Origin of the sequence: Pseudomonas machongensis, from assembly GCF_034961125.1 — a bacterium.
GTDB lineage: Bacteria > Pseudomonadota > Gammaproteobacteria > Pseudomonadales > Pseudomonadaceae > Aquipseudomonas > Aquipseudomonas machongensis.
Genome location: NZ_JAYFUI010000180.1, coordinates 300,368 through 324,533, shown reverse-complemented (window position 1 = coordinate 324,533; position 24,166 = coordinate 300,368). Strand labels below are relative to the sequence as shown.

The window sequence follows — 24,166 nt, the reverse complement described above, 5'->3', positions numbered from 1 at the left end:
CTCAACCTCAACAGTCCTTGAACTGCGCCTCGCGCTTGGCGATGAACGCTGCCATGCCTTCCTTCTGATCTTCCGTGGAAAACGCCGCGTGGAACACGCGACGTTCGAAACGCACACCCTCGCTCAGGCTCACCTCGAAAGCACGATTGACGCTTTCCTTGACCATCATGCTCACCGGAATCGATTTGCTGGCGATGGTCGCCGCCACCTTCAGCGCTTCTTCCAGCAGCTCGGCCTGGGGCACCACGCGCGCCACCAGCCCTGCCCGCTCGGCCTCCTCTGCGCCCATCAGGCGGCCAGTCAGGCACAGTTCCATGGCCTTGGCCTTGCCCACGGCACGGGTCAGGCGCTGGGTGCCGCCCATACCCGGCAGCACGCCGAGGTTGATTTCCGGCTGGCCGAACCTGGCGTTGTCAGCGGCGAGAATGAAGTCGCACATCATCGCCAGTTCACAGCCGCCGCCCAGGGCGAACCCCGACACCGCGGCGATGATCGGTTTGCGCCGATTGGCGATGCGGTCGGCGTCGCTGAACAGGTCGTCAACGTAGATCTGCGGATACTTGAGCTCGGCCATCTCCTTGATGTCGGCACCTGCGGCGAAGGCCTTGGCAGAGCCAGTCAGGACCACGCAACCGATGTTCGGATCACGCTCGAGCTGGTCCAGGGCCTGATTGATCTCGGCCACGATCTGCGCGTTCAGGGCATTGAGCGCCTGGGGACGGTTGAGGGTGATCAGGCCGACCTTGCCGTGGATGTCCAGCAGGATTGTTTCGAATGCCATGCAAGCTGCTCCTTCAAAGATTGCGCGCAATGACCATGCGCTGAATGTCACTGGTGCCTTCGTAGATCTGGCAAACCCGCACATCGCGATAGATGCGCTCCAGCGGGAAGTCCTTCAGATAGCCATATCCGCCGAGCGTCTGCAAGGCATCCGAACAGACCTTTTCGGCCATTTCCGAGGCGAAAAGCTTGGCCATCGACGCTTCCACCAGCGCCGGGCGCCCGGCATCGCGCAGGGCGGCGGCATGCAGCACCATCTGCCTGGCCACGGCGATGCGTGTGGCCATGTCGGCCAGACGGAAAGCCACGGCCTGGTGCTCGACCAGCGCCTTGCCGAAGCTCTGGCGCTCCTTGGCGTAGTCGCGCGCGACCTCGAACGCCGCACGGGCCATGCCGACGGCCTGCGAAGCGATGCCGATACGTCCGCCCTCGAGGTTGGCCAGAGCGATCTTGTAGCCCTGCCCCTCTTCGCCCAGGCGATTGTCCACCGGCACCCGCACGTCATCGAAAACGATCTGGCAGGTGTCGGAGGCGTGCTGCCCAAGCTTTTCTTCAACCCGCACCACCTGATAGCCCGGCGAGTCGGTGGGCACGATGAACGCACTGATCCCACGCTTGCCCGCTTCAGGATCGGTGACCGCAAAGACGATCACCACGCCGGCGTTCTGACCGGAAGTGATGAACTGCTTGCTGCCGTTTAGCACATAGTGATCGCCATCCAGACGCGCACGCGTTTTCAGGCTGCTGGCGTCGGAGCCCGCCTGGGGCTCGGTGAGGGCGAAGGCGCCGATCATCGCACCGCTGGCCAGCGGCACCAAGTAACGCTGTTTCTGCTGCTCGGTTCCGAACTTCAGGATCGGCACGCAGCCCACCGAGTTATGCACGCTCATGATGGTCGAACAGGCGCCGTCGCCGGCGGCGATTTCTTCCAGGGCCATGGCGTAGGCGACATAACCGGTATCGCTGCCACCATACTGCTCCGGCACCAGCATCCCGAACAGGCCAAGCCCGGCCATCTCGTCGATGGCTTCACGCGGGAAGCGATGCTCCTTGTCCCACTGTTCGGCGAACGGCTTGAGGCGCTCCTGGGCAAAGTCCTTTACCGCATCGGCGATCTGTTGTTGCTCGTCAGTTACCAGCATGGTTCACCTCAGTACAGGCATTCGACCGCGATCGCCGTGGCTTCGCCGCCGCCGATGCAGATGGCCGCGATACCGCGGCGCAGGTTGTTCTGGCGCAGCGCCGAAAGCAGCGTCACCAGGATGCGCGCACCGGAGGCGCCAATCGGGTGGCCCAGGGCACAGGCGCCGCCATGAATGTTGACCTTGTCATGGGGCAGGTCCAGGTGCTTCATGGCGGCCAGGGTGACGACGGCAAAGGCTTCGTTGATCTCGAACAGGTCCACCTGGGCAAGATCCCAGCCAGTACGTTTGATCAGCTTGTCGATGGCGCCGATCGGTGCGGTCGGGAACAGCGCAGGCGTATCGGCGAAGGCTGCGTGACCGTGGATCACCGCCAGCGGCTTGAGACCACGCTTGTCGGCTTCACTGCGGCGCATGAGTACCAGGGCCGCGGCGCCGTCGGAGATAGAGCTGGAGTTGGCGGCCGTCACCGTGCCGCCCTCGCGGAATGCCGGCTTGAGCTGGGGGATCTTGTCCAACCGCGCCTTGGGCGGCTGTTCGTCGTCCTTGATAAGCCGTTTCTCCTTGCCCTCGGTGACCTCCACCGGCACGATCTCGGCGCTGAAGCGGCCATTCTTGATCGCGTCCTGAGCACGGGTTAGCGACGCAATGGCGAAGTTATCCTGGGCCTCGCGACTGAAGGCCCCGGCCTGGGCGCAATCTTCAGCGAAGGTGCCCATCAAGCGACCTTTGTCGTAGGCATCCTCGAGGCCATCCATGAACATGTGGTCGATGATCCTGCCATGCCCCATGCGATAGCCGCCGCGAGCCTTGTCCAGCAGATACGGGGCGTTGGTCATGCTCTCCATGCCACCCGCCACCACCACATCGGCACTGCCGGCCAGCAACAGGTCATGGGCCATGATCGCCGCCTGCATGCCGGAACCGCACATCTTGTTCAGGGTGGTGCAGGTGGTGTGCTTGCCCAGGCCCGCCCCTAGGGCAGCCTGGCGCGCCGGCGCCTGGCCAAGCCCGGCGGGCAATACGCAACCGAACAACACCTGCTCGACGCTGGCGGCATCGATGCCTGCACGCTCGACTGCGGCGCGGATCGCTGCGCTGCCCAGCTGCGGTGCAGTGAGGCTTTTCAGGTCGCCCTGCAGGCCACCCATGGGCGTGCGCACGGCACTGACGATGACGATCGGATCATTGACGAGGCTCATGAGCTCTTCTCCTTACTTGGCAGCCATGCGCAGTGCACCGTCGAGGCGGATCACCTCGCCGTTGAGCATGCTGTTCTCGATGATGTGGCGGGCCAGCGCCGCATATTCCTGCGGGCGGCCGAGACGTGGTGGGAATGGCACCCCGGCGGCGAGCGAATCACGCACTTCCTGGGTCATCCCGGCCATCATCGGCGTCTCGAAAATGCCGGGGGCGATGGTCATCACGCGGATACCGAAGCGCGCCAGTTCACGGGCGGTCGGAAGTGTCAGGCTGGCAATCGCACCCTTGGAGGCGGCATAGGCCGCCTGGCCGATCTGCCCGTCATAGGCAGCGATGGAGGCGGTATTGATGATCACACCCCGCTCACCGCCCTCGTCCGCAGGCCCTTCGGCCATGGCCGCTGCGGCCAGGCGCAGCATGTTGAAGCTGCCAATCAGGTTGACATTGATCACCTTGGCAAAGCTTGCCAGGCCATGCGGCCCCTGTTTGCCCAGGACCTTCTCGGCGCCGACGATCCCCGCGCAATTGACCAACCCGTGCAGGCCACCGAAGGCGCTGACGGCCGCCTCGACCGCTGCCTGGGCCGCCAGCTCGCTGCTGATGTCGGCCACTGCGAAGCGGGCGTTGTCACCCAGCTCCCGCGCCTTGGCTTCGACCGCCTCGGCGTTGAGGTCGACCAGCATCACACGGGCGCCGGCCTCGACCAGCATTTGCGCGGTAGCGGCGCCCAGCCCGGAGGCGGCGCCGGTGACGATGAAACTTTTGCGTTGAACGTTCATGGAGGTCTTCCTTCAGGCGCCAGCAGGGGTGGCCTGCGCAGCGCGTTGCTTGGCGATTTCCTGATTGCGCAGGATGAAGCGTTGCAGCTTGCCGCTCGGGGTCTTGGGCAGCTCGCCGACGAATTCGATTTCACGCGGGTAAGCGTGGGCGTACAGGCGCTGGCGCACATGTTGGCGCAGAGCCTCTTCCAGTTCAGGGCTGGCGCTATGGCCTGCGGCCAGCACCACGAAAGCCTTGATCAGCTCGGTACGCTGGGGGTCAGGCTTGCCCACCACCGCCGCCTCGATCACCGCCGGGTGTTCGATCAGCGCACTCTCCACATCGAACGGACCGACGCGGTAGCCGGAGGTGGTGATCACATCGTCGCTGCGCCCGACGAAGCTGATGCTGCCGTCGGCATTGAGCTCGACGGTGTCGCCGGAAAGGTAGTATTTGCCGAGGAACGCCTTGGTGGGGACGCCGTGGTACCCGCCGAACCAGCACAGCGGCGACTGCTCGCGGTCGACTGCCAGTATCCCCGGCTGACCGGCAGGCAGCTCGTTGCCAGCTTCGTCCAGCACCACGATGCGATGCCCGGGGATGGCGAAGCCCGCCGACCCCAGGTTTACCGGGTGCGCCAGGCCATGGTGGTTGCACAGCACCATGCCCAGCTCGGTCTGGCCATAGTGGTCGTGGATGGTCACGTTCAAGGCGTCGGCGAACCAGCGGATCACTTCGGGATTGAGCGGCTCACCGGCGCTGCTGACCACCCGCAGACGCCCCTTGATCGGTGCCGAGAACGCCTCACCGGCTGCGATCAGCAAGCGATAGGCGGTGGGCGAGCCGGCCAGGTTGCTGATGCCCAGCTTGTCGATGATCCGTGCACAGCTCTCGACGCTGAACGGACCATCGTAGAACGTGGTGGCGTGTCCCAGCGCCAGGGGGCCGGTGACCGCGTAATACAGGCCATAGGCCCAACCCGGATCCGCGAGGTTCCAGAAGGTATCGTCGGGGCGTAGGTCGATGGCATCGCGCATGTAGCCCTGGAAGGCGACGATCGCGCGCAGTGGAACCTCGAGCGGTTTGGCCGGACCTGTGGTGCCGGAAGTGAACATCAACAGAAAGGGGTCGTCGCCGCTGCGCATTACCGGCTCGCAGTGATCGCTTGCCGCCTCCAACGCCTGCTGGAAATCCAGCTCGTGCGCCGCAGCACCGACCGTGATGATCGTCGGGCAGCCGCTGACATCGTCCAGCTTGGCGCGGTTGTTGCGATCAGTGACCACCACCCGGGCCTGGGACTGCTCCAGACGGTGCTCGATGGCCTTGGGACCGAACGCGGTGAACAACGGCTGGTATACCGCCCCCAGTCGCCAGGTGGCGAGAATCGTCACCAGCAGTTCGACGGTACGTGGCATCAGGCCGGCGACCCGGTCCCCAGGCCCCACGCCCTGATCCTTCAGGACATTGCCCATGCGTGCCGCCATGGCCTGCAGTTGCTCGAAACTGTAGCGCGCGCCGTTACCTTCCTGGTCTTCACAGATCAGCGCAGGCAGGTTGCGGCCGACATGTCGGTCACAGCACTCGACACAGGCGTTGAGTGCCCGCAGGTTGCCATGCAAGGCGCCTGCGGCAACCTGGTCATATTCGAATGCTCGCGCGGCCTCGGCGTAATCACGCATCGTCGGACTCCTGGTTTCTTGTTGTTGGAGTTGAACCCTAGGTCCGACGATAGTCGCGCTGCCAGCGCTTGCGGACAATGGCAAAAGCGCTCATCAGGCATGATCGGTTTGGTCACTGTTGCTCAGCGCCCTGAGCTTTCAGCCAAGCCCCCGCTCCCGGCCAAGCAGCATTTGCTGGGTCAGCTCACGTATCATCTCGAGCTCCTCGACGTCCCGCCGGCCCTCCAGTGCCTCGATCTCCAGGGCCAGGCTCTCTGCCAAAATTTGGTCAGCCCTGGCCTGAAGTGCCGCCAACCGTTCCTGATGGTTCGTTTCGACGCCGTCGAAAACCGCAGCATGGCGCTCAAGCATATAGCGCCGCCAGAACGCACGCCGGCTCAGGCTTTCACCCAGGGCTTCGATCGACTCCGCTGCCCTCACCGCCACCAGCGCATCCTGAAGCTGGCTGTCAGTCACCTCGGCCGCCGAGGCATGGTCCATGAACCGCGAAGTGAACGGTAGGCTCAGGCGCTCCCTCAGGCTCACTCGGTAGTACAAGCGCACTGCAAGCTGGTCGACACTATCGCCGGCTTCGATCCGGCGACGGATGTCGGCACGAGCGAACGCGTCCAACTGGTCCAGGCGAAACAGCCCCTGACCGAGTGTGATCAGCTCACTGCCCCGCTCATGCAAGGTGTTGGCATCGGCACGCGCAATCGCGGCGCAGCGCTGCAAATCACTGAAACGGTCACTGACCGCATTCAGGCAGGTCAGGTTGTCGTCGGCCAGCGCGTAAATCTGGTTGCGCAGGTCAGTGTCGACGCTGATGGCATTGAGCAACGACCATACGCGTGTCGACAGCACCCCTGGCACCTGGGCATGGTCCTGGGTGAGCGTCAGCCACCCCAGCAACTGGAAGAACCCGTCGCTGTCCGGCATAGCCTGCAGCGTGTCCCATTGGAAGAGCTGCGCGTTGTACAAGGCCGAATCGCCGCTGTCTAACCATGAGGCGCGCACCACGTCGACATTCTGCCGGGCCAGTCGCTCTGGAAGGTGCAGATGCTCCTGGATCGCGTCGAGAGCATAGAGCCCTCGCAGCTCAACGCTCGACAAAAGATTGCCTTCGACCATGAAACCGCGGCGGAAGACATTCGGCATCTGGAGGATGGCCGTTGGCACGACACGAATCTGGTTGTCGCGCAGGTCGGCGCGCTCGAGAAACCCGCACTGCTCCAGGCCGTCCGGCCAGGCGCCCAATCGGCAGTGGCGCACACTGATTTCGCGCAGTTGCGGGAGGTGATTGAAGCGCAAGATCAACGCCCCTAACGGATTGTGGCTCAGGTCCAGCTCGTTCAGATGTTGCAGGCCCGTCAGCACCTGGACACCTGCTTCATCGAGGCGAATGTCGTTACGCGCCAGTCGCAGACGACGCAGCTCAACCAGGTGAACGATACCTCGTGGCAAGGCCAGCAGATGATTGCCGCTCAGGTTCAGCTCCCTCAAAGCGCTGAAGCAATGCAGGAAGTCGGTCGGCACATGAGTGAGCGAGGTGTCGCTGATGACCAGCGTGGTAACGTTGGCGAACGTCGTCGGGTGGACGAACTCGGGCAAGGTCTGCAGTTGTACGCCACTGATCACCAGGGTCTGCTGCCCGTCCTGAAGGCGCCAGGCTTGGCGCATGCGCTCGGCCGCCTGGACGCGGGCAGCGTGGCTACTGCCGCCAAGACCGGCGCTCAGCCAACCCGTGAGTGCCCTCTCCAGTCGCTCGTAATCGCGCTCAAGCTCGGCCAGCCGCCGGTACAGGGAGCCAGGCGCTTGCTGCATCTGGCTCAGTAGCGCCTCGAGTTGCGCGGGTAAAAGATCAGGATAGATCGCGCGCAGACGGTCCAGTAGCGGCTGCCAGGAGGAGCCAGGCTGCCCGCGTCCACTGAGCGGATACCCAACACGCCCATCAGCCATGCGCCGTCCAGGGTTGAACCAGGATTTACGTGGGGTCCAGCCCAGCAGACTTACACGCTCACTGCGTGTGCTCGGTAGTTGCGCACGCAACGCCGCACGCAGCAGCAGACCTGCATTCGTACCTGTGAGCCCCAGTGAGGTCCGTACCTCGACCGGTAGCGCGTCGACCAGCGCCTGTGCCATAGAAAACGCGGGCTCACCCTGCTTCCGACCGCCATGGTCGTAGCGTTGGAACTGGCAATCCTTATGCACCAGTGTGACTTGCGAGCCAGTGTCGGCAACAGGGCCGACGGCCTTGACCACCCGTCCATCAAGGGTTCCTTCACGCAGCACCAGGCGCAACGTCTGCGGCCACCCGGGTAGCCGTGCTGCCAGCGCCAGAACCAGTTCGGCACCCTCGTCGCTGTATACATTATCCAGGTAAAGCGACTCGCAGGCGCGGCTCAAGCGAGCCAGTTGCAGCAGTGACCGGGCGTCGTTCGCGACTCCCAGCGGTACGCGTGATTCAGTCACGGCGATCGTGCGCAGATGGCTCGACACCTGGGCGGTTGCCTGCACGGCATACCGTGCAGGCAACCCAGGAAAGTCACGCTGCAACAGCGTACACAGCGGATCTGCAGGCAGGTTTTCGGTCACCAGATGCTGGAATAGATCGCGGCGCAGCACCGGCTCCTGCGCCAGCAAGGCAACACGCAGCCCGGCACTGTCCGCCTTGTGCGAGTCTGGCAACGCCAGGCACCACGCCTCGATACGTACATCGTCCACGGATAGCTGATCCTCGGCTAGCGCCTTGAAGAACGCCGATACCTGCCGGTCAGCGTCGAAGCGCCGCAACGTCTCGCGCAGGTTGGCCGGAAGCTCGCGGCTATCCACCAGCAAGCCACGCAACTCTTCGACGTCGACGTCCGCCATGTCGAGGACGGCCAAGGCCTCGGTGCGGGTCAACGCCGGGTCCAGGGGCCATAGGCTCTGCAGCATCCGAGTCTCGTCCGACCACTCCAGCGGTCGCTCCAGGTGCAGCCGCCAGCCACGCTCACCGAGGGTTTCCAGCGCAGGGCCGTAGGCAGCCACACGGCGCGGGTGACGCACGCGCCAGCCCCCTTGACCCGACGGCTGGTGCACGGCGAAGAAACGCTTGCCAACCCGCAGCCAGCGCGTGTCGGCAGTGCGATAGAGCCCGTCATCCTGCAAGCGCGGCTGTAACGGCTCGGTAACGTAAATGTCCAGCGCGCTTGACCAAAGACGCATACCGACGCCTTGCACGTCGACAGGCTCCAGACCATCAACATGACTGCTGCGCACGAACCCCCGTGCAACCACCGAAGCCCCTCCAGCCACCGCCGCCGTGACAGCAACGGTCTCGGCCACGCCGAGCAGATGCTCAAGGGCTTCATGTTGGTGACCACGGGCCCAGTCGACAGCCCCTTCGAACACCTGCGAGAGGGTCTGCACCACCAACTGGCCAAACAAAATCGCACCGATCGCAGGAATGAACAGCCCTGCCAGATTGGCCAAGCCGAGCCCGATCGACTGCCACGCCTGCAGGCGTGACTGGGTCGCAGCATGATCCGCGTCAGCGGTCGGGACCAGCACGTACCGTGCGTCGGACTTCACCCGCTGCACCTGCTGCGCCACCAGCTCCGCGAACAACTCGCCCTGCACTGTCCTGCCTTCGATCTGTAGATCCGGGCTGGCATCGGCCAGACGTTTGCCCAGTGTCTGCAGGAACGTCGGCCGCTGCTCAAACCCAACCAGACCACTGAAGAACTCAAGGTAAGCCTTGTCCTCGAGCGCGGTGACCATAGCCGCACTCAGGTCTTCCCACGAGTCATAACGCCGCAGAGCAAGCTGCGGGTCACTGGGCAGGTACAGCATGACACCCTTGCTCACACCTGCAGCGTCCCGCAGTGCGATGGTCAGGCCATCAGTGATACTGCAACCCAGCACCGTCAGCATGCCGGAATAACCTCGCAGCAGCGTCTCATGCTGCTCGGGCACACCTTGGGCGATATCCTGCAAAGCAATCTGCTCAAGCGCCGATATCTCTCCCTTGAGCGCTGCGATCTCGATCACAAGGCTCAGGCTCAAGCGCTTGTCCTCGGCCAGCAGCGCGCAGTTCGATGCACTGAAAACCTGCGCTAGCTGAGCCTGGTAAAGGCTGCCGACATTTTTCTTGCGGCAGTCGCGTGCCAGATCGTTCGCCGGACCTGACAACACAACATCAGCCCCCGGATGCACAAGCCCACTGCCCTCGAGCGCGGCGTCGTCGGCGTGAAAGTTCTGCATCAGTCGCAGCAACCCTGGCTGTCGCACGTAACCCGGTCGATAGAACGGCCAATGCACTCCCGGAACCAGGCCGAACTCGCGCCTGACATCCAGCCACTGCAACTGATCGAGCTTACAGTCCTTGGGCAACCGGTCGCCGAGCAGAGCTGTGAATTGCTCAAGTACGAAGGTGTGCAGCGGGATCAGGTCGAGCGTTGCCGCACGCACCTTGTCCTGGCTGACCCGGCTGCTCTTGAAGCGATCGCGCAGACGGTTGATCTGGGCAGGTGAGGCACGCTTGAGCCATTCGGGCAACCCGGTGCGGATAAAGTCATCGACTGCATCGGCAACACTGGGCTTACCGACGGTCAAGGGAGGGATAGATGTCATGGGAGAGGCTCCTTTCGCAAATCGCGTCATGCACTCTCGCTGGACCGTCCGGGCCATGGCAGGAGGAATGAGCTCCGGTCATGGCCTGCGGCTGATCGGCCTAGCGACCTGCGTCCAGTGCATCGCGGGTCAAGCGCAACGCCAATGCCTGCAAGTCGGCCTCACGCGACTGCTTCAACGCTTTGGCCTCGGTCACGTACTCCAGATCGGCGAGCTCGTCCCTTCGTTCGTCGAGTGCCGACATCTGCTCGTCCGAGGGCGCTTCGATGGCCGCAAACTGTGCGGGCTCGGTTTCTCGCAAGTAGTCGAGCCAGAAGTCGCGTTCGCTGATGAACTGCGCCAGCTCATCACCTGCCTCCGCTTCACGAACGCGTGCCACCACGGCGTCGAGATCAGCACGGGTCACGCCAGCAATCGTCTCGAACTGCAGGCTCCGTGCCTGGCCTGGAAGGTCAAGTTCACGGGCCAACCCCACCCGATAGGCCAGGCTCACCTCGACCTCATCGACCCCGGCCCCATTCTCGACCCGCTGCACCATATCGTCCCGAGCGTACTGCTCGACCCTGTCGAGACGAAACAGCCTGCGCCCTAGCATCAGTCGGGTACTTTGGGCTTGCGCTGCGGGCACATCGCGCAAACCGTTGGCAATGAACGCCCGCACCTGAAGAGCGCTGAAGCAAGAAGCCACGCTGTCGACGCAGGTGGTAGGGTTTGCCGCAAAGTTGAAGATGTCTTCACGCAACCGCGTATCAAGCTCTATGCCGTCCAGCAGCGCCCAGACACGCTGCTCGAGATCTGTGCGGGCCAGACGGAAATCGCTGCTCTGCACCAGTCGTCCGAGCAACGCGAACAGCTCCTCGCTGCCCTCTTCCTCAGAAAGCCGATCCCATTGCGCTGCTCGCCGCTCACGCTCGCCCTCTTCAAGGTGCTCTAGCCAGGACTCCCGAGCATTGAAGGACGAAGGCACGGCCTGGCTAGGCACATGGCCCGACAGTCGCTCAGCATAATCGCCAGGCAAGGGGTTGCCCTCCAGTCGCAACGCCTGACGCACAGAGAGAGGCGCTTGCAACAGCGCGTCAGGGAGTTCGCTGATACCGTTGTCGCGCAGATCGATGTACTCCAGCAGTTCGGCCTGTACCAGGTCCGCAGGAAACACGCTCAATTGAGTCATACGCAGCTCGAGCTCGTAAAGACGTTGAAGCGGTCGCAACGACAAGCTGAACGTCTGCAACGGATTGCGACTGAGATTCAGGATACGTAAGCGCTGCAGCCCCTCCAGCGCCGAGTAGGCTGTGGCATCCATCTGCAGTTGGTTGCGCGACAGATTGAGTGTGCGCAGGCTGGTCAGCAGGTGCATCTCGCCAGGCAGTTCGGACAACATATTGTTGCTGAGGTTGAGGCTGCGCAGATGGCCAAAGTGCCTGAGGAACCCAGCAGGCACTGCCGAAAGCCCCAGGTTGATCAGATTCAGCTCCAGGACATGCCGAAAATTGGTGCCTGCTGGCAGGACCGGCAGTTCACCAACCGGCACACCAATTAAGCTCAGGCGCATGCCTGGCTCGTTGTTGCCACCCCGTACGATTGGACCTTCGATACGCCAGCTGCGCAACAACTCATCGGCCAGCAATTGACGCGCACTTCTCGCCGAGGCGAGCGGGGGGTCCTGAACCCAGGTTCGCAAGGCGCGATTCAAGCTGCGAAATTCCAGCTCCTCACTGAGCAGGTTGGTGAACGCCGAACCCGGCGAGTTCTCGAGCAGTTCGACATAGGTTTCGACCTGCCAATCGCTGAACCCCGGATACAACGCCCGCACGCGGTCGCGCAAAGTCCGCGCCGCCGAGGAGCCGGCACTGGCACGACCACTGAGGGGATAACCATAGCGACCATCCGGCATGCGCCTGCCTGGGCGGAAGCTGGGACGGATCTCGCTCATCCCCAGCAGGCTGATCACTTTGTCACGCCGGGCGGGCAACCAGCTGAGCAGATCCTGGCGCATAACTGTCGCCCCCGCCTCACCAGACCAGCCCAGGCGATCAAGGTGCTCGTCCGGCAGGAAGGCCAGGAGGCTGGCAAACAGATCGAGGGGCGACTCAGGTGCATCAACTGCCTCGAGGCCATCCTGGTACACACGCACCCCTCCCTCTTCCCAGACCAGTGTCCACAGCTCACCCGCCGTAGAAGAGGGGAACAGGCGACTGGTCAAGCGACCGAAAGCGCTGCCCTCACGCACCTCGAAGTTGATCCGCATAGGCCATCCAGCATGGCGACGCAGCAGACCAAACACCAGTTCAGGCAGATCATTGCTGTAACTGTTGCCAAGCACCAGTGCCTCGATCGCCCGGGCAACCCGTGCCGACTGCAAGGCTTCGCGCGCCTGCTCGGCGAGTGCCAGCGGGACGCGGTTACGGCTGTTCATCTGCTCGACGAGCACGGCGTTCTCCTGAGACAGCAGGTCGAGCGCATAGGCCTCGGGCAATCCTGGAAAATCACGTCGAATCAGGCTCAGGTCTGCACCCTCCGGCACTTCTGGCGTAGAAAGAAGCGCCATCAGCGCATGGCGCAGCCGCGGCGCATCGTCGATCATCTGTCCGGCAAGTTCACTTCCGTCCAACGCCGGGTCCATCAGTTGCTCCAGGCAGTAGTCGAACAACGACGAGTCCGCGCCATGGGCAATGTCTTGCTCAAGGGCGTTGAAGAACCTATCGATGCGTGTGCTGGCCGTGAAGCGCAGCAACGTATCGCGAAGCACTGCGGGCAGGGGACGCCGCTCCACGGCGAGCCCCCGCAAAGCGGCCTCGTCCATGCCACTGATTCGTAGAACCTGAGTGATACCCACGTCGTCGAGCTCGGCCGCACGCGGCCACAAGTGCGTCAGCAGGGTGCGCGCGCCCTGCCACTCTCCTGGCCGTTGCCAAGCCAGGTGCCAGGCGCCCTCGCCATTTCCGAACAGCGTGGGCCCAAAGCCCGCACGACCATCGGTACGGCGCAGTTGCCATTCACCGGAATTGTCGGGCTGATGCACAGAATGGAAGTATCCCTCCTGCTGCCACCAGTGATTCACGCCATCGCTGTACAAGCCGTTTTCGCCCAGCACCGCCCCGCTGGGCAAGGCCTGCTCGCGAAAAGGTGACAGGTCTTCGTGCCACAGGCGATGGGTGCCAGCCTGGTTAGACACCGGTACCAGCTGATCGACAAAAGCGCTACGGCTGAAGGCCCGCGCGACGAAATGCCCCGCACCTGCCAGTGCGACATTGACCGCCACGCTTTCGACCACCCCGAGCAGGTGCTCCAGTGCCTCATGCTGATGACCGCGCGCCCAGTCATCGACGCCCTCGAATACCTCCCCCAGTACTTGCACCACCTGTGCGCCGATCAACATCGCATTAAGTGCCGGGACTAATACTCCCCCCAACTGCACGAATGTTTCACCCACACTCTCCAGGGCACGGAGCTTGGCCCATTTGCGCTCGGTATTGGCGTCCTGGGTGGGAACCGCAAGATAGCGCGCATCACTACGCAGCCTATTTACCTGCCCGTCGGCCAGGGCGACGAAGACATTGCCTGCCAGTACTTCGCCCTCCGGCTCCAGATCGGGTTTGGCATCTTTCAGGCGGACACTCAACCGTTGCAGACAGCTCGCCCGATCCTTGAGAGCCATGCGTTCGATGAGCTTCGCCTGGTTCGCGGGGTTCTGCAGGCGCTTCACCAACGCATCCTGCAATGCATGCCAAGAGTCGAATCGGCATAGCGGCTGGTCTGGCAGGTACAGCAGGACTGCCTGGACGCGCAGGCTCGCCCGCACCCCACGCGGCCAGACGTTGGCCAATTCGACGGTCAAGGCCCCCTCCAACGGGTGGCCGAGCAATGCTAATTGCCGCACCCTGACGATGTCGTAGCTGGCGTGACCCGCGGGCTTGCCGGCACTGACCAGGCGTAGCAGATCAAGGTCGGCTCGCACCAATGACTTTTTCAACGCGGCAATTTCGATGGCGAGGTCGAAGCGCTGACGCTTGTCTTCGGCCAACAGCGCAACGGTGGACGAGTCGAACACCTCCGCCAGGTGGGCCTGATAGCGTTTGCCGATATCCAAGCGGTTACAAGCCCTAGCCACTCCCTTGGCGTCAGTGAACAACGCCGGAGCATTGCGGTCATCGGACTGCTCGGCGACGAACCCAGTGCCCTCGCCAAACTCGGCATCGTCAGGAAAGTTCTGCAGCAGATGGTAGAGCGCCGGATGATGAGACTGGTAGGTATTGAACGCCTGGTTTCCCGGCAACGAGAACTTGGTCCAGCGCTCACGCCACAACACCGACAGCAGGTCGATCTTCAGGCCCAGATCGCGTTCCAGTGTCAGCTGCAGCAATGGCAGGGCAAACGCTTGCAGAGGCACCAGGCGCAGCAAGGCTGTTGCCAAGCCCTGCTCGGTTTGACGATGAGCTGCGAAGCCGTCTCGCAGCGCCTTGATCTGCGCCGGCTGCGCCTTGCTAAGCCAGTCGGGTAGGTTTTCGCCAATGAACTCATCAACAAGGTCTGCTTTGGGTGCCGCCAGAGGGGTGGTCATCGAAGGTACCTCATGTTGGGAACCACCACCTTGGTGCAGGCACCACTCGGCATTCAGCCGGAATTCTTGCCTTGTACCTGCGAGCCACCCAGTACGAAGGCCCGATACCCTCCTGGGTTGCAGCCAAACCACTTACGAAACGCGCGATAGAACGAACTGGCGTCGGCAAACCCCAGGCGTTCGGCGATATCGCTCATCGCCAGCGATCCCTCGCTCAGCCAGTCGATCGCCAGCTGTCGGCGTACGCTATCCTTGAGCCCCTGGTAGGTCTGCCCTTCCTCTGCCAAGCGACGGCGCAAGGTCGATAAGGACAGGCACAGGTCGCGGGCCAGACGTTCGGCGTCGGGCCACTGGCCGGGGTCGAGCTTCCCCAGGATGCGACGCACACGTCGAGCGAGGCTGTCGGGATCTCGGTATTTGACCAGGATGTTGCCCGGAGCCTCGGCGAGAAACTTCTGCAACTCCTCGGGCGTGCGCCTGAGGGGCAGGTCAAGGCAATCGGCGGCGATGATCATGCGCGTACGCGGGCGCTCGAACTGCAGGTTCTCGGAGAACATCACACGGTAATCGTCGCAAAACGGCGGCTCGGCACAACGCAGGTCAATGGCGAGGATGGGAATGCGTCGGCCCGCCAGCCAGCAGGCAACGCCATGGACAATCATCCAGAACGTAAAATAGGTGAAGGCACGCCGGGGCTCATCGCGCGGTTCGTTGATAGTGATCTCGGCCAGGCTCTGCTGGCGCACCAGCCCGGGTTGCAGGTCTTCGAGCATCAACGAGAGAAACCCCAGCGCAGTCTCCAACCCTGCGCCAAGCGTGGGCTGCGCCATGCTTGCCTGGCACATGAACGAGAGGCTGCCGCTACGCAGACCGCGCGGGTCCATCGCGAAGAATTCGTCGTTACATCGACGTGCCAGCAAGCGCCAGAGACGCGCGTAGGCATCGGCACCAACGCGCGCATCCGCTTGCTCGAAGCTGCGTTCATCGATTCCCGCACGCCGCAGCAGCGCTGCGTCAGCCTTGCCCTGCGGGCAGGTCTGCAGCAGCGCTTCGCGCACCAATTGCATGGAAATCGTATCTTTCTCGCTCATCGGCTATCCAGATTGCCCAATGCAGGCCATCTTAGGGCCATGACGAAAAAAGGCCAGCTCCTGAACAATTCATGTACCGGGTCTGCTGAGCCTCACTCGGTCTGACGTGCCAGTGCCTGGCGGGTCAGCTCGAGTGCCTTGGCACCTACTGCCGACTCACACTCCGCAACGATCGCTCTGCCCTGAGCGTCGTACTCGGCATCCGTGAGGCTGTGACGACGAGCATACACAGCCTCCATTCGCGTCACGAACGGTTCGCGTATCAACCCGAAGGCTGCTTCGTGCGATCTTTGCAAACGATCAAGCCAAAAGCTTCTTTGGCTGATGTCAACCGCCAGCGCATCACTGGCCTCTGCCTCGAGCACGGCGGCCTGCGCCGCCTGCAGATCTTGCCGACTCACCCCGGCGATGGTCTCGAACTGCATCGTACGCGGTTGGCCTGGCAAGTCGAGGGGTTGCGCCAACCCTACCCTGTAGGCCAGGCTTACCTCCACCTCATCGACGCCTCGCCCACCGGCGCGGCGCTGCCTGACGTCCTCTCGGGCGTAGGCTTCCACTTGGTCGAGACGGAAGAACCTCCGTGCCAGGTCCAGCAATTGCGTCTCGACCTCGTCCGCTGAGCCGCTCTCGACGGCAGTACTGAGCATCTTGACTTCCAGCAGGCCGAAGGTCGAAATCACACTGTCCACGCAGGTGCGTGGCTCACTCGCAAGCGCAAACAACTGTTCACGCACAGCCGTATTCCGTTCGACCATGTCGAACATGGCCCATACCCTGGCCTCCAGGTGCGCCCGCGCCAAGCGAAAATCGCTGGTGTCCGCCAGTGCGTGAATCAAGCCAAAGAAATCGGCGCTTCCCGGTTCCGCCTGCAGGCGGTCCCATTGCGCGGCGCGGGTGACCCGGGACGCATCGTCGAGCCGCTCCAGCCAGCGCGTGCCATTGTGTACGTCGCTCTCGGCCTCGCTCTCAGACGTCCAGCTCGGGTCGATCCACTGGTCACGGTACTGCTCGGGTAGCGGATTCCCCACCAGCGCGAGCCTTCGCCGCCACTGCCTAGTCCGGTTGCGCAGGCTCAGCGGCAAGGCGGTGATGCGGTTGTCGCGCAGATCGACATAGTCCAGGGAGACCCCCAGTTCCAGATGTCGCGGGACCTCGGTCAGGCCAACATTGCGCAGACCCAACTGGCGCAGACGCGGCATTTGATCCAGCGCCAGCCCGAACATCCCGAGCGGGTTTTCGCTCAAGTCCAGCATACGCAGTTGGCGCATCTGCCCGAGTAAGGCAAGGCCTGCTGCATCGATGTGGAGCTCGTTTCGCGAAAGCGTCAGTTCACGTAGATGCGGCAATGCAGAAAGCGCCGGGGGGACTACGGTCAACCTGTTACTGTCCAGATTCAGGGTCAGCAAACTGCCAAATGGCTGTAGAAAGCCCGTGGGAAGATCGCGCAGTTGCATGTGCGACAGGGTCATCTCACTGACGTGACTGAACCCCTCATGCCCGGAGAGATCCGGCAGCTCGGCCGCATCCAGACCGGACAGTACCAGCACCATGCCAGGGTCGCCGTTGCTATGCGCCCTGCCAGCCAATCCTTGAAAACGCCAGCAGCGACGGATTTCATCAGCCACCTGACGTCGCTGTCGACGCGTCGCTGCACCGTCTTCATCGTCGGCCCAGCTCTGCAGGTCACGGTCAAGTTGCACATAGCTTTGCTCCTGCTCGAGCAAGGCTGTGAAGGAAGATCCAGGCTGCTCATCGAGAACCTGAAGATAGATCTCCAGCTGCCTTTCGCTGAACCCTGGATAGAGGCTGCGCACCCGATCCTCCAGCGTGCGTTCGGCCACATGACTGCCGCGCCCACCACGGCCACTCATCAAATAGCCAAAACGCCTGTCCGGAAGGCGGACCGGTGGGCGGAACGTCGGTTTGGGCGGCTGCACATTCAGCAGTTCGAGTACCTGGGTCCGGCTGTTCGGTAGACGGCGCCGGAGGTCGGCACGCATTGCTTCGATGGCTGCCTGGCCCGTCCATCCCAGCCGCTGGCGGTCTGCCTCGGGCAGAAAATGCCACAAGCACTCCAACAGCCCACCCGCGCCCTCGGTTTCGACGAGCAGACGCGTGCCATCCTCGAATACGTGCATCTGCCCTGCGAGCCATACCAGTACCTTGGGCTTGCCTCCTGTATCAGCCGGGTACAGGCTTGTGATGAGCCGTCCGTCGACAGCGCCTTGGCGTACCTCGAAGTTGATTTCGCGGGGCCAGGCCGGCTCCCTGCGCAGCAACGCGAATATCAGTCTCGGCAGCTCTTGCTGGTAGGCGTTGTTGAGGTACAACCCTTGCAATAATCGGCAAATCCACGCCTCGTGCAACGCCAGCCGTGCGCGTTCCGCCAATGCCAGGTCCAAACGTCCGCTGCTTCGCAAGCGCTGTTGCTGGACGGGGCTTACACGGTCAAGCAGATCGGCGGCATACACATCAGGCAAGCCGGGGAAATCACGCTGTACCAAGGCAGTGTCCGTGCGCCCGCCCGCCTGCTCGGTCAAATGTGCCATGAGCTCCTCACGCAACATGGCAGCGTTATCAAGCATGGCTTGTACACGAGCCTGAGACGTCATTTGCTCAAGCTTGAGGCGATTGCTGCAAAAACGCATCAAGTCCACCTCAGCAGTTTGCGGGCTATGATGCAACGCGAGAAAGAACTGGTCGATTCTTCCATCAGCGGCGAACCGGTTGAGGGTGTCACGCAGCCCAGCAGGAAGCGCTCGTTGCTCGGCGACGAGCCGGCGCAAGGTCGAGTGGTCAATATCGGCGATCGACAAAATCGACTTGATCCGCTGCTCATCGAATTCGGAGGCCAGCGGCCACAAGTGTCCGAGCAAAGACGACTCGCCCTGCCATTCCTGCGGGCGCTGCCAGGCCAGACGCCAACCGTATTCACCGTTCCATTGCAACGCTGGAGCAAAGCCCGACTTGCCGTCGCCTCGTTGCAGCCGCCATTGAGCTGCAGCGATATCACGACGAACGCCGTGAAGGTGGCCTTGATGCAGCCACCAACGCTCGTCGCCATGTCGGTACAGGCCATCGGGGCCACGTTGCGCGTGCTGCGGCACATTCCTGGCGCGGTAAGGTGCCAGCTCATGGGCCCACAATCGCCCTGTGCCTGGCCGTGGCTCGACAGGAGCCAATTCCTGCACGAAACCGCTACGTTGGAAACCTCGGGCTACCGCCGCCCCACCCGCAGCCCCCAACGCATTGACAGCAACCAGTTCGGCGACGCCAAGCATGTGTTCCAAGGCTTCGTGTTGATGACCGCGCGACCAGTCGACAGCGCCTTCGTAGACCTCGTCAAGCACCTGCACCACCGTTGCCGCGAGAAACAACTGACCCAGCCCTGGCACAAACAGCGATGCCGCCTGTAGCAAGTTCATGCCGACGGACTCCAGTGTCAGCAACCGTTGCCACTTGACCTTGTCATCGACGTCCGCCACTGGCACCAGCAGATAACGGGCATCATCCTTGATCTGCTTCACCTGCAACTCGGCGAGCTCGGCGAACAGGGCTTTGCCGCAGACCCTGCCGAGGACCTCCAGGTCAGGCGCCGCATCGCTCAGGCGCTTTTTCAACATGGCCTGAAAAGCGACGCGACTGTCGAGGGCAATCAGCGCGAGCAAGGCTTCATGCTCGTGCGGGGTCGCGAGCATCGTGACCAGATGAGTAGCGACGCCGTTCAAGTCGGCAAATCGCTGCAGTGGTCGATGAGGCAGAAAAAGCAATATGCCCGCGCTGTCGGAAGGTCCCGATGTATTCGCATGCTCCGACAGCTCTATGAGCAAGGCGCCCAATACCGCATGACCCAGCAGATAAAGGTGCTTGACCTGCACACTCGGGAGTGCCGGATTCACTGTCGACACGCTTCCCAGGAGGGGCTCCAGCGCCGCCAGCTCGGCCGCCTCGATGCGACCCTGCACAACCGCAAGCTGAGCCGCCAGCGCCAGGCGCCTGGCTTTCTCCTCGGCCAGCAATGCGCTGACCGAATCATCCAGTACCTGCTCAAGATGCGTTTGGTAATGCGCGCCAGCATCAACTTGGCGACACACCTGTGCCAAGCGGGCGGTATCCACGAGCAGCGTCTCGCTGATCAGCGACGCATGGGGCCCGGCCTTGATCAGACCAGTGCGGTGGTCAAAGTTAAGCCCCGATACGAAGTTCTGCATCAGGTGGTTCATCGCAGGTTCAAAGGTGAAATGATTGACCAGCGTCTCTCCACCTAAAAGGCTGTAATTGTCCCACCGCTGGCGCCATAAGCTCTTGCGCAAGTCCAACCGGACCTTCAGCGTGTTTTCCATTGCCGTATTCAGGAGGCTACAGGCGAAGTCTTGGGGAGCCTTCAGCGCCTTGAACGCGGCCTGAAGACGTGTTTCCACCGCACGGTGCTCGTCGAATCGGCGTCGCAAGGTCGTGATTTGCTCGGCCGAAGCGGCGTGCAGCCAGGCAGGCATGTTGTCCACGATGAAGCTGTCAGTGTGATCGAGTTTGAGGGTGGTCATAGGAGTTTCCTGGAAGATAACCAGGACTACTCTTGCCAATCACCTCAGCGGGGCACAGCCGGAACTGCTCCCGTCCTCTTCGGACATACTGGCCAACCCCAGGAACGCCTGGATCAAGCGCAACGGGCGACGCCGCTCCAGGCAGCCGATCATGTGCCGGTTGAGCAGCCCTGCGCCCGCCATGGGGCGCGCCACTACCCGTGGATCATGCGCTACCTCCGCCGAAGAGACGATCCCGATGCCAAGCTGCGCGGCCACCGCTTCGGTTACCGCCTCGCGACTGTCCAGCTCCAACACCACTCGGGGTTGCACATGGACCGCAGCGCAGGCCCGGTCGAAGGTCTGCCGGGTGATCGAGCTGGGCTCACGCAGCACCATGACCTGCTTGTCCAGAGCCCTCAGCGCCAGCTCTCCCGGCTCGGCGGCCCACGGGTGACCGACCGGCAACAAGGCGCACAGGTGCGACTCGCCCAAACTCTGCAGATACAGGCCCTTGCGCGGTTCCACCTCGGTCAGCACCGCCACATCGGCGTGCTCTGACAGCAGCGCCGCCAGGGTTTCCTGGGCATTGCCCAGGCGCAGGTTGACGGTGATGCCCGGGTAGCGTGCGCGCAGCAGCGCCAGCATCGGCATGACCCGGTGCGGTCCGTCTGCTGCGACCTCCAGACGCCCGGTCAGCAGCTGACGGTTCGCTTCGAGCATCGCCTGGGCCTCTTCGGCCAGCCCGAACATGGCCCGGGTAATGGCCGCCAGACGCGTGCCCTCCTCGGTCAGCTCGACACGCCGCGCAGTGCGGCGCAGCAGGGTGATCTGGTAATGCTCCTCGAGCGCCTTGACGTGTCCGGTCACTGCCGGCTGGCTGATGAACAGGCGCGCCGCGGCACGGGTGAAGCTGCCCTCGCGGGCGACGGCATCGAAGGCACGGAGTTGAAAGAGGTTCATTTATCGGCCTGACTTATGGTTGGCATAACGACAAACAATTTGATTGATGGATGGGCGAATTGCAACCTAGCCCCGTCGTTTCTGCCCACTGCCCCCGAGGAAGTCCCGCAATGACCAGCGCCCCGATTCTGCTGACCCCCGGCCCACTGACCACTTCGATCCGCACCCGCCAGGCCATGCTGGTGGACTGGGGTTCATGGGATCGTGATTTCAATCAGCTGACCGCCAGCGTCTGCGAACAATTGCTGGCGATTCTCGACGCCAGCGCCAGCCACCACTGCGTGCCCCTGCAAGGCAGCGGCACCTTCGCCGTGGAAGCGGCCATCGGCACCCTCGTGCCGCGTGATGGCAAGGTCCTTGTGTTGATCAACGGTGCGTACGGCCAGCGCCTGGCAAAGATCTGCAAGGTGCTGGGCCGCAATTACAGCACCTTCGAAACCGCCGAGGATCAACCGACCACCGCCGCCGATGTCGACCGCCTGCTCGCCGCCGACCCGGCCGTGACCCACGTCGCACTGATCCACTGTGAAACCAGCACCGGTATTCTCAACCCGCTCGCCCAAATCGCCCAGGTCGTCAAGAACCACGGCAGACGCTTGATCATCGATGCCATGAGTTCGTTCGGCGCCCTGCCCATCGATGCGCGTGAGGTGCCGTTCGAAGCCCTGATCGCCGCCTCCGGCAAATGCCTGGAAGGTGTGCCTGGGATGGGCTTCGTGTTCGCCGAGAAAAATGCCCTGGCCGCTGCCGAAGGCAACGCCCACTCACTGGCTATGGACCTTCACGACCAGCACACCTATATGGCCAAGACTGGCCAGTGGCGCTTCACCCCGCCTACCCACGTGGTCGCGGCACTGCACGAAGCACTGCAACAGTACGCTGAAGAAGGCGGTCTGCCAGCGCGGCACCAACGCTACGCCAACAACTGCCGGACCCTGCTCGACGGCATGGCCAGAATCGGCCTGCGCAGCTTCCTGCCTACCGACATCCAGGCGCCGATCATCGTCACCTTCCACGCACCCACGGACGCCCGCTACCAGTTCAAGGACTTCTACGAGCGGGTCAAGGCCAAGGGTTTCATTCTCTATCCCGGCAAGCTGACACAGGTCGAAACCTTCCGCGTCGGCTGCATCGGCGTGGTCGGTTCGGCGGGCATGCAGGCCGCCGTCGATGCCGTGGCCCAGGTGCTGCGGGAAATGGAAGTGCTGGATATCTGACCTCTTTGCCCACCCCATTGATGGAAATCGCGCACATGAACTACAGCAACCCCACCCAGCTGCAAGCCGCCATCCTCGACTGGGCCGGTACCGTCGTCGACTTCGGCTCCTTCGCCCCGACCCAGATCTTCGTCGAAGCTTTTGCCGAGTTCGATGTCGCGGTGTCCATCGAGGAGGCCCGCGGCCCGATGGGCATGGGCAAATGGGACCATATCCGCACCCTGTGCGATGTGCCGGAAATCGCCGAGCGTTACCGCAAGGTGTTTGGTCGTACCCCGACCGACAACGACGTCACCGCCATCTACGAACGTTTCATGCCCCTGCAGATCGAGAAGATCGCCGTGCATTCCGCGCTGATTCCCGGTGCACTGGACACCCTCACCGGGCTACGCAAGGACGGCCTGAAGATCGGCTCGTGCTCGGGCTACCCGAAAGTGGTGATGGACAAGGTGGTAGCGCTGGCAGCGCGCAATGGCTATGTCGCCGACCACGTGGTGGCAACCGACGAAACGCCCAATGGTCGCCCATGGCCGGCCCAGGCCCTGGCCAACGTGATTGCCCTGGGCATCGACGATGTCGCCGCATGCGTGAAGGTGGACGACACCGTGCCGGGCATACTGGAAGGTCGTCGTGCAGGGATGTGGACCGTGGCGCTGGTGTGCTCGGGCAATGCCCTGGGGCTGACCTGGGAGCAATACCAGGCGCTGGGTGCCGAAAGACTGGAACAGGAGCGCAAGCGCATTCATGCGCTGTTCGAGGGCTCGCGACCGCATTACTTGATCGACACCATCAACGAGCTGCCGGAGGTGGTTGCCGATATCAATCGACGACTGGCCAAGGGGGAGATGCCGCAGGGGGTCTGATGGCCTGGCGGTGATTCATTGGCGGGCAATTCGCAGCGGTTCGCCGCTGCGAATTGCCCGCGAAAAGGACAGTGAGCGCTATCACACCGCCCTATTGAGCTTCACCCACGCGGCAAACCGGTCAATGAATGCCTGCAGGAACGGCCGAGTCTTGTCACTGAGCTTGCCCGACTCGTCAAACAGCGTCGCCGCGCCTCCGATGTAGGCTTCGGGCATCTGCATGCAGGGCATGTCGAGAAAGACCAGCGATTGGCGCAGCGCATGGTTGGCACCAAAGCCACCGATCGCCCCCGGCGACACACTGGCCACCGCCGTCGGCTTGCCGCCCCAGGCACTCTGCCCGTAAGGTCGCGAGCCAACATCGATGGCGTTCTTCAACGCCCCCGGTACCGAGCGGTTGTACTCCGGAGTGACGAATAGCACCGCATCGCTGCGGCGGATCTCGTCGCGAAAACGCTGCCAAGGCGCCGGTACTCCCGCGGCCTCGACATCCTCGTTGTACAACGGCAGATCACCGATCTCGATGATTTTCAGCGCAAGGCTGGACGGCGCCAGCTCCGAAAGGGCGCGAGCCACCTTGCGGTTGTAGGAGTCCTTGCGCAAGCTGCCGACAACGACCGCTACCGAATAGACCTGGCTCATGGCGATTTGCATCCTCTGCTGGGGAAGGGGAACTGTGTAGTTATAGATGACCCTTCTTAGCCCTCGAGGTTTTTTTCCGTAACAAGAAAACTTCCCGCCCCCTTCGCTGGTCTATGACTGCAGATATTTCTCCATATTTCAGAGGTTTCA

At 62.8% G+C, this 24,166-nt stretch carries 13 protein-coding genes; 2 read left to right on the top strand and 11 right to left on the bottom strand.

Translation table 11 applies throughout. The annotated features are described in order from the left end of the window. Nucleotides 1-7: 7 nt before the first annotated feature. From VA602_RS17365 to VA602_RS17320, 10 genes are all read right to left on the bottom strand, one after another. Complete coding sequence (locus tag VA602_RS17365; RefSeq protein ID WP_197893401.1) at nucleotides 8-781, bottom strand: enoyl-CoA hydratase; 774 nt, start codon at nucleotides 779-781, stop codon at nucleotides 8-10. A gap of 13 nt (nucleotides 782-794) precedes the next feature. Continuing rightward, on the bottom strand, nucleotides 795-1,922 hold the full coding sequence (locus VA602_RS17360; RefSeq protein ID WP_063545552.1) for an acyl-CoA dehydrogenase: 1,128 nt from the start codon (nucleotides 1,920-1,922) through the stop codon (nucleotides 795-797). 8 nt (nucleotides 1,923-1,930) lie between these two features. Continuing rightward, a complete protein-coding gene (locus VA602_RS17355; protein WP_323453805.1) occupies nucleotides 1,931-3,124 on the bottom strand; it encodes an acetyl-CoA C-acyltransferase in 1,194 nt (397 codons plus the stop codon). 12 nt (nucleotides 3,125-3,136) lie between these two features. After that, complete coding sequence (locus tag VA602_RS17350) at nucleotides 3,137-3,904, bottom strand: SDR family NAD(P)-dependent oxidoreductase (protein ID WP_323453804.1); 768 nt, start codon at nucleotides 3,902-3,904, stop codon at nucleotides 3,137-3,139. Between the two features lie 12 nt (nucleotides 3,905-3,916). Further along, nucleotides 3,917-5,563, bottom strand: coding sequence for an acyl-CoA synthetase (locus VA602_RS17345; protein ID WP_323453803.1), 1,647 nt, complete (start codon nucleotides 5,561-5,563; stop codon nucleotides 3,917-3,919). Nucleotides 5,564-5,701: 138 nt separating this feature from the next. Then, nucleotides 5,702-10,156, bottom strand: coding sequence for an NEL-type E3 ubiquitin ligase domain-containing protein (locus tag VA602_RS17340; RefSeq protein WP_323453802.1), 4,455 nt, complete (start codon nucleotides 10,154-10,156; stop codon nucleotides 5,702-5,704). Between the two features lie 100 nt (nucleotides 10,157-10,256). Next, nucleotides 10,257-14,717 (bottom strand): NEL-type E3 ubiquitin ligase domain-containing protein, encoded by a 4,461-nt coding sequence (locus tag VA602_RS17335; protein ID WP_323453801.1) that lies wholly within the window; start codon nucleotides 14,715-14,717, stop codon nucleotides 10,257-10,259. Between the two features lie 53 nt (nucleotides 14,718-14,770). Beyond that, nucleotides 14,771-15,808 carry an AraC family transcriptional regulator gene (locus tag VA602_RS17330; protein ID WP_153774788.1) on the bottom strand — a complete coding sequence of 346 codons (1,038 nt, stop codon included), beginning with the start codon at nucleotides 15,806-15,808 and terminating at the stop codon, nucleotides 14,771-14,773. 92 nt (nucleotides 15,809-15,900) lie between these two features. Next, nucleotides 15,901-20,352, bottom strand: a complete 4,452-nt coding sequence (locus tag VA602_RS17325) for an NEL-type E3 ubiquitin ligase domain-containing protein (RefSeq protein ID WP_323453800.1) — start codon at nucleotides 20,350-20,352, stop codon at nucleotides 15,901-15,903. Nucleotides 20,353-20,391: 39 nt separating this feature from the next. Then, nucleotides 20,392-21,294, bottom strand: a complete 903-nt coding sequence (locus VA602_RS17320) for a LysR substrate-binding domain-containing protein (protein WP_323453799.1) — start codon at nucleotides 21,292-21,294, stop codon at nucleotides 20,392-20,394. Between the two features lie 110 nt (nucleotides 21,295-21,404). On the opposite strand from VA602_RS17320, the gene VA602_RS17315 reads away from it, so the two are divergent. Both VA602_RS17315 and phnX read left to right on the top strand, forming a co-directional pair. Continuing rightward, nucleotides 21,405-22,511 (top strand): 2-aminoethylphosphonate--pyruvate transaminase, encoded by a 1,107-nt coding sequence (locus tag VA602_RS17315; protein ID WP_054894338.1) that lies wholly within the window; start codon nucleotides 21,405-21,407, stop codon nucleotides 22,509-22,511. Nucleotides 22,512-22,546: 35 nt separating this feature from the next. Then, nucleotides 22,547-23,374, top strand: coding sequence for a phosphonoacetaldehyde hydrolase (phnX, locus tag VA602_RS17310; RefSeq protein ID WP_323453798.1), 828 nt, complete (start codon nucleotides 22,547-22,549; stop codon nucleotides 23,372-23,374). Nucleotides 23,375-23,455: 81 nt separating this feature from the next. On the opposite strand, the gene VA602_RS17305 is transcribed toward phnX, so the two are convergent. Further along, nucleotides 23,456-24,016 (bottom strand): NADPH-dependent FMN reductase, encoded by a 561-nt coding sequence (locus VA602_RS17305; RefSeq protein WP_153774783.1) that lies wholly within the window; start codon nucleotides 24,014-24,016, stop codon nucleotides 23,456-23,458. Nucleotides 24,017-24,166: the final 150 nt, after the last annotated feature.

Bases quoted from the DNA above. Each gene is read 5' to 3' on its own strand.
- VA602_RS17365 (WP_197893401.1), bottom strand. From the start codon at position 781: ATGGCATTCGAAACAATCCTGCTGGACATCCACGGCAAGGTCGGCCTG.
- VA602_RS17360 (WP_063545552.1), bottom strand. From the start codon at position 1,922: ATGCTGGTAACTGACGAGCAACAACAGATCGCCGATGCGGTAAAGGAC.
- VA602_RS17355 (WP_323453805.1), bottom strand. From the start codon at position 3,124: ATGAGCCTCGTCAATGATCCGATCGTCATCGTCAGTGCCGTGCGCACG.
- VA602_RS17350 (WP_323453804.1), bottom strand. From the start codon at position 3,904: ATGAACGTTCAACGCAAAAGTTTCATCGTCACCGGCGCCGCCTCCGGG.
- VA602_RS17345 (WP_323453803.1), bottom strand. From the start codon at position 5,563: ATGCGTGATTACGCCGAGGCCGCGCGAGCATTCGAATATGACCAGGTT.
- VA602_RS17340 (WP_323453802.1), bottom strand. From the start codon at position 10,156: ATGACATCTATCCCTCCCTTGACCGTCGGTAAGCCCAGTGTTGCCGAT.
- VA602_RS17335 (WP_323453801.1), bottom strand. From the start codon at position 14,717: ATGACCACCCCTCTGGCGGCACCCAAAGCAGACCTTGTTGATGAGTTC.
- VA602_RS17330 (WP_153774788.1), bottom strand. From the start codon at position 15,808: ATGAGCGAGAAAGATACGATTTCCATGCAATTGGTGCGCGAAGCGCTG.
- VA602_RS17325 (WP_323453800.1), bottom strand. From the start codon at position 20,352: ATGACCACCCTCAAACTCGATCACACTGACAGCTTCATCGTGGACAAC.
- VA602_RS17320 (WP_323453799.1), bottom strand. From the start codon at position 21,294: ATGAACCTCTTTCAACTCCGTGCCTTCGATGCCGTCGCCCGCGAGGGC.
- VA602_RS17315 (WP_054894338.1), top strand. From the start codon at position 21,405: ATGACCAGCGCCCCGATTCTGCTGACCCCCGGCCCACTGACCACTTCG.
- phnX (WP_323453798.1), top strand. From the start codon at position 22,547: ATGAACTACAGCAACCCCACCCAGCTGCAAGCCGCCATCCTCGACTGG.
- VA602_RS17305 (WP_153774783.1), bottom strand. From the start codon at position 24,016: ATGAGCCAGGTCTATTCGGTAGCGGTCGTTGTCGGCAGCTTGCGCAAG.